This is a genomic window from Roseburia sp. AF15-21, assembly GCF_003479505.1.
GTDB lineage: Bacteria > Bacillota > Clostridia > Lachnospirales > Lachnospiraceae > Roseburia_C > Roseburia_C amylophila.
Genome location: NZ_QUHG01000001.1, coordinates 255,194 through 269,560, shown reverse-complemented (window position 1 = coordinate 269,560; position 14,367 = coordinate 255,194). Strand labels below are relative to the sequence as shown.

Here is a 14,367-nt window from a genome sequence, read left to right as displayed (position 1 = left end):
TTATAAACTATTCGCAAAATGGGTGTTTTGCTGAATAGATTAATGTACGATATAAAAAAAATAAAATAGATAACTCATAATCAGAAGAAAGGTTATGAGCTATCTATTTTTTTTGTACCCAATTTAAATAGTTAGTTTCGGGTGGCAGGGTGTTGCCCCTACTTGACTATGGCAACACATTTCAACCATTAAGGAAAAAAATATGGCTTACAATGTGAAAATAACTGAATATGCCAATGGTCAATTAGAAGTCGTAACGTATAAGCAGGGTGTTTATACAATGTTGGATGGAGAGAGTTCTTATCGTGCTGATATGATTGATAAAAATGCTGATGCTTTGGCTTGGCGGTTTGCATCTTATGTAGTTGATGAAAAGACTGGACAAGGTCGTTTTATACCTCGTATTGATGATGCGGAATATTGTTATAATCCGTTTACTGAAAAGATTCAACGTGTTTATACGGATGCTGACGAATGGGCTATTGAACGTAAAAAAGAACATTCTTTATATAGTTCGCTTAACCGTACACGTTCCGCCTTGTATATGTATGCTAGGCAATGTAATTGGGAATATTTTATTACTTTGACCTATTCGCCGGATAAGATAGAAAGCCGTTATGATTTTGCATTATGCATGAAAAAAGTTCGTGTATGGATTAATCATTGTAGACTGCGTAAAGCAAATGACTTGTTATATCTGCTTGTGCCGGAACATCATAAAGATGGTGCTTGGCATATTCATGGACTGCTATGTAATACTACTGGGTTGACGTTTATTGATTCCGGCAAAAAATATGATGGAAAAATCGTTTATAACTTGGATGATTGGAAATTAGGTTTTTCAACAGCTACAAAAGTTACTGATACTTTCAAAGTATCAAATTATATTACTAAATATATCACAAAAGACTTGTGCGCTATAACTCCGGGAAAACAACGGTATTTTGTATCTAAGTCGATTCCAAAACCGAAAACATTTACTGCATTAATAAACTCGGATGAAGTAGATAGTTTTATTCAAGAAGTAGCTGATTCCTGCGGCGCTGATTTGGAGTATCAAAAGGATATTAGTGGTTACTTGGATGTTAACTATAAATATTTTAAAAAATGTCAAAAAGGAGAAAAGAAAGAAAATGGCAAACAGTGAAGAAAAAGAAAAAATGGCAGCATTTCAGGTTGTTGTAACTTCAAAATCTCAATCGCAGGCGGTATTTATTGAGGCGGTCGTTATACCGGAGATTGCCGCAGTATTGGAAAAGTACAAAAAAGATATTATTGAATTAGGAGAGGAGCAGTAAAAGGATGGTTAAATTAGTCGGATATGTAGAGATGAAAAAGAAAGTCGGAAAGATACTTTTTGTGGAGCAGGATGGTGTTGATGGTTGCGTTGGTAAAGCAACTGAAAAGATTTTTTTGTTTGATGATTTATCACAAAAAATAAAGCCGGATTCTGTTGGACATGAGGTTATTATCAGTTATAGTTGCGGCTATAATGGCAAAGCTTATGTTGCTGATGTTGTTGTAAAGTAGGTCTGTTATGGAAAATGTATTAAATACAGAAATATCAGATACGGTTACGGAAGTTCCGTCCAGTGATTTATTTGCTACCCATGCTGGAAATATGGAAGTATTGCTTATATGTGTATTGTTCGGAATCGGTGTATTGTGTGGACTGGTTATCGCAAGAATATTGTTCAATAAGGTGAGGTATTAAGATGCAAACATATGATATTTATGGTGCAATTACAATCTTCGGAATGGGTATTATAGGCGGTTTTCTATTCGGTTGCTCATGTGAAGTCGTGTCATTTGCAATCGGTGGAATTATAAAGATTTTTAAAAAAGCATGAGAGGAGGAAATAACAATGGAAGGTATTCAGACTGCATTGACAGACGCGTTTACGACTGTTGCTACCAATTGCAATACTGCAATTGCTAATGTTTTACCTATCGCATTAGGCGTTGTTGGTGCTGTAATGGTTGTTACATTCGGCATTAAAGTGTTTAAGAAGCTGACCGGTAAAGCGTAAGGTACATTTTGCAACTGACTGGCATGGAATGAATTTTCCATGCCAGTTTTTGAATTAAAAGGAGATAACATAATGAAAACAATTGCTAAAAGAATATGTATGTTATTTATGGCATTTTATTTATTTGTATCAACTGTTGTATGTGACTATCAGCAGGCGCAGGCGGCAGAATGGGCGTATACGTTATGGTCATTGAGTGAAGTTATGGGAACACTTTTAGGTATGCTGGGAATAACTTGGACTGCTGCTGAGGCGTATGAAAATAAGGATACCATAGAAAAAGATGCAAAATCAATATTAGAATCCATGAAAAGTGCTGTTGATTCTGAGATGGATGGTATAGATGAAACATTTGATATATGGTTAGATAATGTAGTACAAGATGCGCAGGAAACTGGTCGTATTGTTATGGATGCCGGCTCGGATGGGTGGCGTAAGTTGAAAGAATGGGCGGCGGATATGTTCGCCGGGACTGATGGGTCAAAGGTCGGAAGTAAACCGCATGAAGCTTATCCAACGTTAACGCCGGGTTCGATTGCTGATACGCTTTCTATACAATTACCGTATTTAACCACTGCACAAATGGAACAAATCAAAGCTAAATATGATAATACGGATTTTAACGCATTGACTATTTATAAATTTCAATCAAGTCAAACTAAATTATATCCTTATGCGGGTTCTGACATTCCATGTGCTGTATATTATTATTATGTCACAGCTTATAACGTGCCGGATAAAGCAACTGTAAAAGGGCGGTATGCGGGGTATAATAGTTATTCCGGCGGCTTGGTTTATGATATATATAATGCGGATGGAACGCTATATAATACAATTGATGCAATGTCCGGAAACGGTATGGTTTATCAAGTTGCTATAGGTACTGACAATAAGCCTATCTATCGTTATGCGCCTAGTTATGGTGTAGGGAAAGCTATTGAAGCAACGCAAGGTACATATTTGTTTAATTCATTTATTACTAACAAATATGGTATTAAACAATTGCTAGACTGCGCAAATTGTAAGGGGCGTGTATTGTATTCAACAATTCCGGTAGATGGCGTGCGTGGAGACCTTGCGCCGGATGTTATATTTCCCAAAATATTAGGCGGACTGTCTGTGCCTGATTCAATATTAGACTTAATAAATAGCGGTACTTATCCGGACGCATATGATGTTGTTATTCCGGGACAAACTGCCGGAGAGGATGAAGCGGGAAATAAAGTTATAAACGGTGATATTGATGTACCTGTGTCAGATATTCCAGTTGGTGGAGTTGCGGAGGGTGACGCTGTTATTGACTTACCTATACCGGGGGTAACTCCAGTTGATAAAGTTGGTGACGTTGTAATTGATACGGATATTCCGATTGATGACGTTATTGATGATACAACTAATCCAGACCCTCCTACAGATGATAAGAATAACAAATTAAAATATGACGGATGGACAACTATTTTCCCGTTCTGTATACCGTTTGACTTGGTTCGGTGCTTCGAGGTATTAAAAGCGAAGCCAGTAGCTCCGGAATGGGAATACACTTTGAAAGTTGATTCTTTGAATTTTGAATATACTTTTCATCTGAATTTTGATAAAGTGCGTCCTTTGGTGACGATATTTAGAACTGGTGTATTGCTTACATTTATAGTTGGATTAATATTAGTTACACGAAATATAATAAAAGGATAGGAGGGTTTTTATGGATTTTTCAGCAGTATCGGGCATATTCGATAAAATATTAAAGTTCTTGCCAACAAGTCCATTTATAACATTTATAAATAAGATGCAGGATTTGCCATACTTAGGCTATCTCAATTACTTCTTGCCTATAAGTCAGATTATTGCAATTGGTGAAGCGTGGCTTGTGGCAATTGGTTTGTTTTATGCATATCAGATTGTATTAAGATGGATTAAGGCAATAGAATAGAGGTGAATATATTTGATAACGTTGTATTCAGGAACGCCGGGGAGCGGTAAATCATTGCATCTAGCGGAAAAGTTATACTATAGAATCCGTTCCGGGCGTCCAACAATATGCAATTTTGATGTTCATGTGAACTATAAAAAGATAAAAGCTAAAAGATTCTATGATTCGTTTTGCTATATTGATAACTTGGAATTGACGCCGCAAAGACTTATAGATTATTCACAAAATCTATTTAAAAACAAAAGACCGAAAGAGGGTAGTATATTATTAGTAATTGATGAGTGTCAGATTCTATTTAATTCAAGGGATTGGGGACGTACTGGACGTAATGAGTGGCTATCATTTTTTACACAGCATCGAAAATATGGATATGATATTGTTCTGGTTAGCCAGTTTGACAGAATGATAGATAGACAGATACGTTCACTAATAGAATATGAATTTGTCCATAGAAAAGTATCTAATTATGGTTGGATGGGAAAAGTATTATCCATATGCAGCATAGGCAATTTATTTGTATCGGTTAAAATATGGTATCCAATGAAAGAAAAGGTTGGTAGCCAGTTCTTTAAGGCTCATAAAAAATACTATAGTTTATATGATACCTATAACATATTTACAACGCCTGGTTGAATGGGTGGGGCATGGGGTCCCCACCATGATGCCAGGCGTTGCGATATGTTAAAAAATCATATAACCATTTTTGCGTAGCCACATTACGAATAATATGATTACAAAAGTCGCAACAATTCCGCAAATATCGGTAAGAACGGATTTGTTCCCTCTGCCAGATACACGATATGTCTTAGGTTTAATTTTGATTTCTTTGAATCTGTTTTTTCTGCTCATGATGTACCCCCTATATCATTAGAATGAATAATTGTATTGTAACATATCTTATAGTGGAGCGTCCAGTAATCCCGAAGTAGCAAGTGGAAATTGGCGCAAGCGCAGCTTGTCTAAGCTGTGCTTGTTCGCCTATATATATAAAAGATTATTTTTGTCAACGGCTACGTTTTTTTTAGCCACTGTTTTTGTGGCTTAAAAAAAATTAACCAAACGGTTAACCGTTTACTAAAATTGGCTTTTATGTAAAAAGTAGCTCGCCCATCAGGAGCTAACAACAATTTTCTGTTCATGGTCGCCGTGAGCGAATCGAACGAAGTGAAGACGTAGCTCCCTGCGAACGTGAACATAAAAAAAAGTTGACTACCGTGCGTTAATATGGTATATATAGGGTGTGAGTTATCTATTCGCAAAACACAGCTTTTACGAATAAATACTGCCATTTTAAGCCGGTTAGCACCGACGCACGCATAAATGCCTTTGACCTATGCAGGCATTCCCTTATGGCTGTTTCAGAGCTTTTTATAGCTCCTTTGGCAGTCCGGCTTTATAGCAAATGGCGGGAAAGTGTTGCCATAGTCAAGTAAGGGCGACACTTTTTTTCTTCACGTTGTCCGCTTGTCTGTTGGCGTGCAAGCTGTACGCCAAACAGACGGCGCTTGAACATTCCCCAGTACCAGTTTTGCCCCGAGTGGCGAACCACTACATACGTCCTGACCATGATATGGTCATTGATTTTCAGATAAATACTTGGTGCGCATGAACCCGAATTACGGTGGTTTTAAGGCTGACGCAGGGCAACCGATAAAGCATGGTCACCCTAGGCAGTCAGCCTACCACCTATTCCCCTACGCACAAGCATTTTTCTTACAATCAATGACACCCTATTGCATTTTATGATTCTGTATGCTACAATTCTGGCACAATTTCATATCGGGGCGTAAGCCCTTTAACAGTCACAACCTACTCCGGCTTGTGGCTGTTTTTAATTTACACAGACAAATCCCTAGGAATGCCTTTTACGCACATACGCATTTATTTAAAGTGCTGTCCGCACCGTAAAAGCTGGCATTTAGCGCAATCTTTCTAAGCACTTCGGGCGGAGTAAATCCGCCCTACGCAGAAAGACTATATATCCGTTCGTTCGGATTCCACCGAGAAATATATCACAGATGCCCCTCGACTGGTCTTCGGGTACGGGTAGATATATTTTTATCAGCCAAGGTAACAATCTTCCCTCACGGATATATGACGGTCTTCTAAGCATGTCCTACATGCCTTATATCGACTTGCGCTAAATAGAGTTACTTTTACGAATAAATGCTGCCATTTTAAGCCGATTAGCACCGACGCACGCATAAATACCTTTGACTTACACAGGCATTCCCTTATGGTTGTTTCAGAGCTTTTTATCCCCCTTTGGCAGTTCTGCTTTATAGCAAATGAGTGAAAACTATGAATGAAAAATAAAAAGTGCATGAACCCTAAAGTTTCTTTTGGAATACTTTAAAAGTTCATGCGCTTTTTGGTTCTTATTTCATAAGATATAATGCACGATACTGCAAAATCATTTCTACACATTTATCAATGCCAAGAGCGCTGCTGTCTAAGGTCAGATGATAGCTTCTTGAGTCGCCCCATTTCTTGCTGGTATAGTAATTGTAGTAGCTGGCACGCTGTTTATCCTTTTTCTGGATTGCATCCTTTGCTTTGGATTCATTTACCTGTAATTCCGCAGCTACACGTTTTGTCCGGAATTCCTTGTCAGCATGAATAAATACATTGATGCAGTTTGGATTTTCTGCCAGTGCATAGTCGGCGCAGCGACCAACAATGACACAGGATTCTTTTTCAGCAATTTTCTTAATGGTTTCAAACTGTGCTAAAAATACTTTGTGATTTAACGGCATATCTAAAAATGGTGCGGATGAATAGCCATTTATGGAATATGTATCCATAACTAAAGAATATAAGAAACTGTTCGTTGGCTTTTCGTCCTGATTTTCAAAAATTTCACGGCAGAAACCGCTTTCTTTTGCAGCCTCCTGTAAAAGCTCTTTATCATAAAACTTTATGCCGAGACGATCTGCAACTTTCTTGCCAATTTCTCTTCCGCCACTTCCAAATTCACGTCCGATGGTTATAACAACATTATTTCCCATAGCAATCACCTCTTTATGCAAAATATATAACTTGATAGATGAATTATAACATATTTAGTGCATTATTCCTAGTATTTTCTGAAAATAAATAAAATTTTTTAAAATTAAAAACAGTCAATCACTAAATATTACTGAAAATAATACCGGAGAAAGCATAAAAAATTGAAGAAGAATCACGAACTAATTCTTCCTCAACTTATTTAAAAGATCTTCAAAATATTCCGGAATCGGTGCTTTAAACTCAACATATTCTCCGGTTGCCGGATGCACAAATCCAATGATATAAGCATGAAGGGTCTGTCCTTGCAGATGATATGGATTCTTCAGACTGCCATATACGGTATCGCCCAGTAAGGGATGACCAATACTTGCCATGTGAACACGAATCTGATGGGTACGTCCCGTTTCCAGTTTGAATTCCATATAAGTTGCATCTTTTAGACGCTCTATAACACGGTAATGGGTAATTGCGGTTTTCCCATTTCGTTCATTAATTGCCATTTTCTTACGGTCTTTTGGATGACGTCCGATTGCGCCTTCAATGGTGCCGGAATCTTCTTTTACAATGCCTTTTACAATGCCACGATACAGCCGGTTAACGGAATGCACTTTAATCTGTTCTGCAATCAGACGATGGCTCTGGTCATTTTTGCATATAATCAGTGAACCGGTGGTATCCTTATCAATTCGATGAACGATGCCTGGCCGGATTTCACCATTGATTCCGGAAAGATTTTCCCTGCAATGGTACATGATTGCATTTACAAGCGTTCCGCTGTAATGTCCGGGACATGGATGTACAACCATATCTTTGGGTTTATTAACGATAATTACATCATCATCTTCATACAAGATGTCTAATGGAATAGCTTCTGGTAAAATGGTTGTCTTTACCGCATCTGGTATGGTCACAGAAACCATATCTTCTATATGCATCCGATAATTTGCTTTTGATTGCGGCACATCATTAACTGATACCAAACCATCCTTTATCAATTTCTGAAAGAAACTTCTGGACTGTTCCGGGTAGATAGCAGCCAGAAACTTATCCAGACGTTCCTCTTCATATTCATCTGTAACTTCAAAAGTTTCCTTATGCATAAAAGAAATTTCCCCCTACTCTTCCGCTTTTTTGTTCTTCATAAATGGGAAAATCTGACCTAATTCCTCTTCCTTATAATAAAACAGCATCAGCAGAATAAAGAGAATACATGCTACTACCACATAAATATCTGCAACATTAAAAATTGGGAAATTAATTAGCTTAAAATAAAAGAAATCAATGACATACTGGTGTACAACACGGTCAATCATATTTCCAATAGCACCGGCAACAATCAGTACAGCAACAATGCGGATTGGTGTAAATCTTTTCGTCAGTGGAATATTATGATAAAGAATTATCACTATTACAAGGAAAATCAATGTCCCAATCACAAAAAAAGTTTTCTTTCCCTGCATAATACCAAAGGCTGCCCCCTGATTTTCAAGATACTGCAATTCAAAAACGTTCTTAATAATTGGAATTGCAGCCTGTCCTTTGAGATGAAGCACGGCTAAATATTTTGCTATCTGGTCGAGAAAAAGCAATACTGCTGTACTCAATATAGTAATTATATACATGATTTTCTTATTCATAAATCTATCGCCTTTCGTCTTTTTTATGAAACATACTGCCGGAAGTGGATTTTCATCATTAATCAAACATACTGCCGGAAACGGATTTTCATCTTACTTTTCTTTGTGGTGCCAATTTCCCCATCAAAAATAAATTTTCCGGTGCCGCGGATGGAAATCACATCATTTTGTTTACATAAGTATGTGTTATGTAAACACTCTGCGCCATTGATAAAAATTTTACCGGATTGTATCAGCACAACCGACTGGCTTCTTGATTTTCCGCTCATGGCAGCTATCACACTATCTAAGCGATTCGATGCCACAATTTTTTCGAATTCTTTTAATTCTGGCTCCACTGCCATAGCTGATGGTTCTTCTAAAACACAATGTACTATAGTATGACATACCTGTTGAAGTTCCTCGGCTATGTAATCGGCAATTTCCCTTTTTACAAAAAGGTAAGCCTTATTATCCTTTATCAGAATGTCTCCAAGCTTCTCTCTTGCAATGCCAAGATTCATCAATGCTCCCAATACATCACGGTGGGAAATTGTATCTGCAAATTTCGGATAAGCCGGTGCAATTTCAATACATTTAATCGGATAACTCCATTCATAATAAAGAGCATCAGGAAGAAAAGCTGCTATCTGACGCTCTGCATAAAAACAGCCGCCCGATAATTCATAGGTAATTCCCAATGATCCGGCGCAGCTATTTAAGATATTCTGTTCATTCAGGGTAAGAAAATCGCTGAAACAGACAATCCCCTTGCGTTGTGCCTGCTGGAACAAGTCCAGGAAGCGTTTTTTTATTAATTGTTCATCCTGCATCATAGCTATATCACATCATATATTTTGATTGTAATACTATTAACGAAAATCTGTCTGAATGGACGAACCGGAGAAGCTGTCTAAAATCTCCTGGAAGTCACCTGAAATATCAACAGATTCCGGTGTAATAATAAAGATATAATTGGATATCTTTTGCAAATTCCCATTGATTGCATAACAGGAACCAGAGGTAAAGTCAATAATTCTCTGGGCAATCTCAACATCCAGACCCTCTACATTCAATACAACGGTACGGTTCATAAGAAGAGTCTCAGTAATCTCTCTTGCATCCTCAAAAGAGGTTGGCTTAATCACACAGACTGCCATATTACCATTCTGCTTCCGGCTGCTGCGCATTGGAGTAATCTTGCTGACTGCCTTTGGTTTCTCCTTTACAACAGGCTCATCGAAATCGTCATCCTCTTCCTCATGCTTATGGAAAAGCTTTTTCTTTGGCTTTTCTTCTTCCTCATCATCATAATAATCGTCATCATAGAAATCATCATCGTCATCATCTGAGTTCAAACGCATAACATCCATAAATTTATCAAAAAGACCCATTGTTCATTCTCCTAACTACTTATTTATTATAATTTCTTTCGCCAAAAATTCCGGTACCGACACGAACCATTGTAGCACCTTCCTCAATGGCAACCATATAATCTCCTGTCATACCCATGGACAGGACATTCATAGATACATTATCAATGTTTTTTGCGGCTATGTCAACAGATAATTGGCGGATATTCCGAAAATATTGACGGTTATCTTCTGGATTTTCTACCAACGGCGCAATGGTCATAAGTCCTTTTATCCGTACATTTTCAAGCTGTGCAATCTGTTCTACCAGTGCAATGGCATCCTCTGCATGAATACCAAATTTGCTGCTTTCTTCAGCAATATTGATTTCCACAAGAATCGGAACTGTGATATTTTTCTTCTTTGCCTGAATATTAATTTCTTCAGCAAGACGATAAGAATCTACAGAATGAATCAGGCAGACCTTATCAACGATATATTTCACTTTATTTCTCTGTAAATGACCAATCATATGCCATTTGATATCCTGTGGAAGCTCATCATATTTTTCTACCAGCTCCTGCACTTTATTTTCCCCAAAGTCACGGATGTTTTCATCGTAAATTTCCTGCAGCATTGGTACCGGCTTGGTCTTGCTGACAGCAATCAATGTTACATCTTCCGGATTCCTTCCGGACTTTTCACATGCCTTTAAAATACTTTCCTGCACTTCTTTTAAGTTTTCTTTCAGCATTTTATACACCTCTTAATCTCATGATATCATTTTATGATAATGTTACTTTTTTAACAATATTAATTAATCAAATCATCCTCGGAAACAGCATCGCCCTCTAATGCAATGTGATCATAAATGGAGATTCCAAAATCTGTTCCAGCCTTTACAATGGTATATTCTTCATTCTGATACAAAATATCAATCTGCTTGAATACCGCATATCCCTTGTTGACATTGTATACACCCTGAAGTGTGGACTGCGCCTGCACCTCAAAAGTATCGTTGGAATCCGGCTTTTGAATGATACTGCCGGCAGTAATTTCTTCTTCGTCAATATAATAATCCGTTTCGGCTTCCTGGAAAATTGCTGTTGCAACAAAATTAACAGCATTGGTCTTACTGTCCCTTACATATAAGCCTAAGGAGTTAGAATCGCCTCCACGGGTAAAATATTCCTTCGGAACAGTATAGAAAGCCTTTTCCGTAATGGAAGAATTTGGGATCTTAAGTCCACTCCGCTCTGTCAGCAGTAATTCCACATCGGTAAAACGGTCTCCTGCAAAGCGAACCATGTTATTATGCAGAGATAATATCACATAATAATCATTCCCCTGGGCTTTTAATTCATAATTCACCCAGCAGCTCGTATTGTCTTTTTTAAATTTGATTTCAATAACATTGCTGTCTGTTAACCGGTCATAGGTTGCTTTCTTGACCGGAAGAATGATATTCCAGTTTTCACTGGTAATCTGCTTATAAATCGGGTCACCTGCAGCAATCGTACTGTTATTTTTAATGGTTGTCTTCTTATAATCCAGCGGCTGAATATCATCTGCCGTAAAATTATCTGTCGTGATATTTTCATAGCCATCGGTATAATAAGCAATCAGCCCCGGAGTCTGGGCATAACTGATATGGAAAGTATCACTTGCCGTTGCCCCGGATGCTGTCAAATCGGATAATGCACTCATATTTACCGATTCCATGACCTGAGAGCTTACATTTTCTTTAAAATCATATACATGATAAAAAGACAATGAATCATAGGACTGGGTAAACTGTGATACATTGGACTTCAGATTTTTAAAATAATCACTGTCAAGCCCCGTGGTATCTGAAGCAGCTGCTGCAGCCAACTGATCACTGACAGAGCCTGTCTCATCCACAGAACAGATAATATTGTTCCAGCCAGCCTGGGCATTGTCTGCAATGTAATAATTAAAGGTACCACTATAGTCGGAAGTATAAACACTTTCTGACCTTACAATCAATCCGGTATAAGTATTATTCTCGGCAATTGTACCCTGGGTCACTTCATATATTCCAATGTGTTTTTCAGTGAAATAAGAAAATACATAAAAAAGAATATATACAAGAATAATAACAAAAATGACAATCTCTATATTTAAATGAAATGGTTTTCGATACTTTACAATCTTTTTTGTTTCAGCCACAATCGTTCCGCCTTTATAAAGAATAAATAGAAATTGATGTATAATGTTATCCACTTTGCACCATACTACATAGTAAAGGAGGACTTTGGCTATGAGTTCAAAAGGATTAGATTATACATTACTAACACTTGTAATCATTGGAGCCATCAACTGGGGACTCATCGGATTCTTCCGATTTGACCTGGTGGCATTTCTGTTTGGTAATATGAGCTGGCTTTCCCGCATTATCTATGCGCTTGTCGGAATCAGCGGACTTTATCTGCTTTCTGCCTATGGACGAATCCGCTCTATCGAACAGGCTTAGTAAAAAAGGTGTCTTAAGCATTTTAAGGACTTAAGACACCGCTTTTACTGCCAATTCAGGCATTTTTAAAGTGCTACAACTACTTTTGCTTTTGCACATTCTGGAAGTTTTGAAGCATCCATAGAAATACTTAAAATAAATTTAACTTTATACTTCTCACTGATGACATCAAGTTTTTCAATAGCATGGGTAAATTCTTCGTCCTTCATACCGGAAATCGTAAGAAAACTATCCAGATACATCTCATGTAAATCATGATCAGATGAAACAATACCACATATAAAACCTAAAAACTCATCACAATTGGATATTGGAAAATCTGCAACATTGACAAGTCTGACTTTATTGTCCAGCTCATACATATGTTTCTGGCTCTTATCCAGATATACAATGCTGCCACCGACTGTTTTTACAGCTTCGTTTACCTTATCCAGTAATACTTTTGTCTTTCCTTTACCCTTTTCTCCTGCAATTATTTCAATCATCGCATTTCCTCCCAGACATTATTTTCTTTAATGAAGAACTATATAAGTTCATTATATAATATGTTGCTGCTTTATACAATGCCTAGTTACCACATCCGGCAAGTATTTCATTCATCATAAGATACAGATTGGATTTACAGTCTGCCTTTAATACAATGGATATCACCGGTTGTCCACCGGCATTATCCGTAAGTAACACAAGACAGAATCCTGCGTCCCCGGTGGTTCCTGTCTTACCGCCCACCAGTGTAAATCCATCCGGTAATTTGGATTCACCGGTTTTATACTGATTGGTACTGCTCCAGTCCTGGGTCTTAGCACTGCCATCTGCCGCTGTATAATTGGTGGTATAGGAACTGGTAGAAATCAGCTGGTAAAAGGTCTCGTCCTGTAATGCCTTTTGGAAAATCAGATACAAATCATAAACGGTTGTATAATGATTCTCATCCGGCAGTCCATTTGGATTCATAAAATGAGAACCGGTTGCACCAAGTTGCTGTGCTTCCTGATTCATCAAATCCACAAAAGCTTCTACGGAACCGGAAATATGTTCTGCAATTGCAATGGCTGCATCATTTCCGCTTCGCAGCATCAGACCATAAAGTAAATCCTGTAAAGTCATCTGGTCTCCCGCCTGCAATCCACATTTAGAAGAATCAGATGCCAGATTTACGGCATTGTCACTGATTGTTACCACATCACTGAGATTTCCATATTTGATAGCAAGATAAGCGGTCAGTATCTTTGTTGTACTAGCCGGATACATCCGCTCATATATATTCTGGGCATATGTAATTGTATTAGTTGCCGTGTTAAATACTCCGGCGGCCTCTGCCACACTGTTATGTTCTACGGATTCCTGCCCGATATTTTCAGTTCCGCCAACACATAAATTGGCACCAAAATAAGAGCTGACCGTATCCTCTGCACCGGATAGCACATTTACGCTGCTGCTTTCTCCATATACCGGATAGCCATTCTCTACAACGCTTTTGGCTTTCCCACAACCCGTTACAGATACGAACACACATACAACAAGCAGACCTGCCAGTACACGTTTATTTATACATTTCACGCCACTCAAGGTCTCCTCTGTCTAATGATTTAATCAAAAGCTCTGCAGTAGCAAGATTTGTTGCCAGCGGAATATTGTGTATATCGCATAAACGAACAACACTGTTTACATCCGGCTCATGTGACTTCTGTGATAATGGATCACGCAGGAAAATCACAAGGTCAATCTCGTTATGCTCAATCTGTGCACCAAGCTGCTGTGCACCGCCTAAATGACCTGCGAGATATTTGTGGACATTCAGATTTGCTACTTCCTCAATTAGTCTTCCGGTAGTTCCCGTTGCAAAAAGTTCATTTTTACAAAGAATTCCCCGGTATGCAATACAAAAATTCTGCATAAGCTTTTTCTTCGCGTCGTGTGCAATCAAACCGATATTCAT

Annotated in this window: 19 protein-coding genes; 9 read left to right on the top strand and 10 right to left on the bottom strand. The window is 38.0% G+C overall.

The window, feature by feature from the left end:
* Positions 1 to 202 precede the first annotated feature (202 nt).
* The 8 genes from DWW33_RS01260 to DWW33_RS01240 all read left to right on the top strand — a co-directional run bounded on the left by DWW33_RS01260 (position 203) and on the right by DWW33_RS01240 (position 4,590).
* On the top strand, positions 203 to 1,147 hold the full coding sequence (locus tag DWW33_RS01260) for a rolling circle replication-associated protein (protein ID WP_118638704.1): 945 nt from the start codon (positions 203 to 205) through the stop codon (positions 1,145 to 1,147).
* Positions 1,134 to 1,298 carry a hypothetical protein gene (locus DWW33_RS15600; protein WP_158577437.1) on the top strand — a complete coding sequence of 55 codons (165 nt, stop codon included), beginning with the start codon at positions 1,134 to 1,136 and terminating at the stop codon, positions 1,296 to 1,298. Before DWW33_RS01260 ends, DWW33_RS15600 begins: the two co-directional genes overlap by 14 nt.
* Positions 1,299 to 1,302: 4 nt before the next feature.
* Entirely contained in the window at positions 1,303 to 1,530 is a 228-nt protein-coding gene (locus tag DWW33_RS01255) for a hypothetical protein (RefSeq protein WP_118638703.1), read from the top strand.
* Between the two features lie 7 nt (positions 1,531 to 1,537).
* Positions 1,538 to 1,714 (top strand): hypothetical protein, encoded by a 177-nt coding sequence (locus tag DWW33_RS15595; RefSeq protein WP_158577436.1) that lies wholly within the window; start codon positions 1,538 to 1,540, stop codon positions 1,712 to 1,714.
* 151 nt (positions 1,715 to 1,865) lie between these two features.
* Positions 1,866 to 2,030 (top strand): major coat protein, encoded by a 165-nt coding sequence (locus DWW33_RS15590; RefSeq protein ID WP_158577435.1) that lies wholly within the window; start codon positions 1,866 to 1,868, stop codon positions 2,028 to 2,030.
* A 72-nt stretch (positions 2,031 to 2,102) separates the two neighbouring features.
* Positions 2,103 to 3,719: a hypothetical protein gene (locus DWW33_RS01250; protein ID WP_118638702.1), complete on the top strand. Its 1,617-nt coding sequence runs from the start codon at positions 2,103 to 2,105 to the stop codon at positions 3,717 to 3,719.
* A 10-nt stretch (positions 3,720 to 3,729) separates the two neighbouring features.
* Positions 3,730 to 3,957 (top strand): hypothetical protein, encoded by a 228-nt coding sequence (locus tag DWW33_RS01245; protein WP_118638701.1) that lies wholly within the window; start codon positions 3,730 to 3,732, stop codon positions 3,955 to 3,957.
* Between the two features lie 12 nt (positions 3,958 to 3,969).
* Complete coding sequence (locus DWW33_RS01240) at positions 3,970 to 4,590, top strand: zonular occludens toxin domain-containing protein (protein ID WP_118638700.1); 621 nt, start codon at positions 3,970 to 3,972, stop codon at positions 4,588 to 4,590.
* A gap of 1,745 nt (positions 4,591 to 6,335) precedes the next feature.
* Here DWW33_RS01240 and DWW33_RS01235 read toward each other — a convergent pair.
* The 7 genes from DWW33_RS01235 to DWW33_RS01205 all read right to left on the bottom strand — a co-directional run bounded on the left by DWW33_RS01235 (position 6,336) and on the right by DWW33_RS01205 (position 12,124).
* Positions 6,336 to 6,965 carry a cytidylate kinase-like family protein gene (locus DWW33_RS01235; protein WP_022243824.1) on the bottom strand — a complete coding sequence of 210 codons (630 nt, stop codon included), beginning with the start codon at positions 6,963 to 6,965 and terminating at the stop codon, positions 6,336 to 6,338.
* Positions 6,966 to 7,145: 180 nt separating this feature from the next.
* Positions 7,146 to 8,066 carry an RluA family pseudouridine synthase gene (locus DWW33_RS01230; protein ID WP_118638699.1) on the bottom strand — a complete coding sequence of 307 codons (921 nt, stop codon included), beginning with the start codon at positions 8,064 to 8,066 and terminating at the stop codon, positions 7,146 to 7,148.
* 15 nt (positions 8,067 to 8,081) lie between these two features.
* Positions 8,082 to 8,603, bottom strand: coding sequence for a signal peptidase II (gene lspA / locus DWW33_RS01225; protein ID WP_118057458.1), 522 nt, complete (start codon positions 8,601 to 8,603; stop codon positions 8,082 to 8,084).
* 62 nt (positions 8,604 to 8,665) lie between these two features.
* Entirely contained in the window at positions 8,666 to 9,418 is a 753-nt protein-coding gene (locus DWW33_RS01220; RefSeq protein ID WP_118176843.1) for a YlmH family RNA-binding protein, read from the bottom strand.
* A gap of 36 nt (positions 9,419 to 9,454) precedes the next feature.
* Positions 9,455 to 9,976, bottom strand: a complete 522-nt coding sequence (locus DWW33_RS01215) for a cell division protein SepF (protein WP_117699220.1) — start codon at positions 9,974 to 9,976, stop codon at positions 9,455 to 9,457.
* A gap of 19 nt (positions 9,977 to 9,995) precedes the next feature.
* The gene (locus DWW33_RS01210; RefSeq protein WP_118638698.1) at positions 9,996 to 10,688 is read right to left on the bottom strand and encodes a YggS family pyridoxal phosphate-dependent enzyme; all 693 of its coding nucleotides are present in this window, start codon (positions 10,686 to 10,688) and stop codon (positions 9,996 to 9,998) included.
* A gap of 59 nt (positions 10,689 to 10,747) precedes the next feature.
* A complete protein-coding gene (locus DWW33_RS01205) occupies positions 10,748 to 12,124 on the bottom strand; it encodes an HlyD family efflux transporter periplasmic adaptor subunit (protein ID WP_117841054.1) in 1,377 nt (458 codons plus the stop codon).
* 91 nt (positions 12,125 to 12,215) lie between these two features.
* On the opposite strand from DWW33_RS01205, the gene DWW33_RS01200 reads away from it, so the two are divergent.
* Positions 12,216 to 12,428 carry a DUF378 domain-containing protein gene (locus DWW33_RS01200; protein WP_022243817.1) on the top strand — a complete coding sequence of 71 codons (213 nt, stop codon included), beginning with the start codon at positions 12,216 to 12,218 and terminating at the stop codon, positions 12,426 to 12,428.
* Between the two features lie 65 nt (positions 12,429 to 12,493).
* Here DWW33_RS01200 and DWW33_RS01195 read toward each other — a convergent pair whose 3' ends face one another.
* The 3 genes from DWW33_RS01195 to DWW33_RS01185 all read right to left on the bottom strand — a co-directional run bounded on the left by DWW33_RS01195 (position 12,494) and on the right by DWW33_RS01185 (position 14,367).
* The gene (locus DWW33_RS01195; RefSeq protein WP_117698372.1) at positions 12,494 to 12,913 is read right to left on the bottom strand and encodes a twitching motility protein PilT; all 420 of its coding nucleotides are present in this window, start codon (positions 12,911 to 12,913) and stop codon (positions 12,494 to 12,496) included.
* 82 nt (positions 12,914 to 12,995) lie between these two features.
* Positions 12,996 to 13,988 (bottom strand): D-alanyl-D-alanine carboxypeptidase family protein, encoded by a 993-nt coding sequence (locus tag DWW33_RS01190; RefSeq protein ID WP_022243815.1) that lies wholly within the window; start codon positions 13,986 to 13,988, stop codon positions 12,996 to 12,998.
* Entirely contained in the window at positions 13,972 to 14,367 is a 396-nt protein-coding gene (locus tag DWW33_RS01185; protein WP_022243814.1) for a methylglyoxal synthase, read from the bottom strand. The genes DWW33_RS01190 and DWW33_RS01185 overlap by 17 nt, the downstream gene beginning before the upstream one ends.

What these genes read in the sequence shown, in the direction of transcription:
- DWW33_RS01260 (WP_118638704.1), top strand. Translation starts at nt 203, where the DNA reads ATGGCTTACAATGTGAAAATAACTGAATATGCCAATGGTCAATTAGAA.
- DWW33_RS15600 (WP_158577437.1), top strand. Translation starts at nt 1,134, where the DNA reads ATGGCAAACAGTGAAGAAAAAGAAAAAATGGCAGCATTTCAGGTTGTT.
- DWW33_RS01255 (WP_118638703.1), top strand. Translation starts at nt 1,303, where the DNA reads ATGGTTAAATTAGTCGGATATGTAGAGATGAAAAAGAAAGTCGGAAAG.
- DWW33_RS15595 (WP_158577436.1), top strand. Translation starts at nt 1,538, where the DNA reads ATGGAAAATGTATTAAATACAGAAATATCAGATACGGTTACGGAAGTT.
- DWW33_RS15590 (WP_158577435.1), top strand. Translation starts at nt 1,866, where the DNA reads ATGGAAGGTATTCAGACTGCATTGACAGACGCGTTTACGACTGTTGCT.
- DWW33_RS01250 (WP_118638702.1), top strand. Translation starts at nt 2,103, where the DNA reads ATGAAAACAATTGCTAAAAGAATATGTATGTTATTTATGGCATTTTAT.
- DWW33_RS01245 (WP_118638701.1), top strand. Translation starts at nt 3,730, where the DNA reads ATGGATTTTTCAGCAGTATCGGGCATATTCGATAAAATATTAAAGTTC.
- DWW33_RS01235 (WP_022243824.1), bottom strand. Translation starts at nt 6,965, where the DNA reads ATGGGAAATAATGTTGTTATAACCATCGGACGTGAATTTGGAAGTGGC.
- DWW33_RS01230 (WP_118638699.1), bottom strand. Translation starts at nt 8,066, where the DNA reads ATGCATAAGGAAACTTTTGAAGTTACAGATGAATATGAAGAGGAACGT.
- lspA (WP_118057458.1), bottom strand. Translation starts at nt 8,603, where the DNA reads ATGAATAAGAAAATCATGTATATAATTACTATATTGAGTACAGCAGTA.
- DWW33_RS01220 (WP_118176843.1), bottom strand. Translation starts at nt 9,418, where the DNA reads ATGATGCAGGATGAACAATTAATAAAAAAACGCTTCCTGGACTTGTTC.
- DWW33_RS01215 (WP_117699220.1), bottom strand. Translation starts at nt 9,976, where the DNA reads ATGGGTCTTTTTGATAAATTTATGGATGTTATGCGTTTGAACTCAGAT.
- DWW33_RS01210 (WP_118638698.1), bottom strand. Translation starts at nt 10,688, where the DNA reads ATGCTGAAAGAAAACTTAAAAGAAGTGCAGGAAAGTATTTTAAAGGCA.
- DWW33_RS01200 (WP_022243817.1), top strand. Translation starts at nt 12,216, where the DNA reads ATGAGTTCAAAAGGATTAGATTATACATTACTAACACTTGTAATCATT.
- DWW33_RS01195 (WP_117698372.1), bottom strand. Translation starts at nt 12,913, where the DNA reads ATGATTGAAATAATTGCAGGAGAAAAGGGTAAAGGAAAGACAAAAGTA.
- DWW33_RS01185 (WP_022243814.1), bottom strand. Translation starts at nt 14,367, where the DNA reads ATGAATATCGGTTTGATTGCACACGACGCGAAGAAAAAGCTTATGCAG.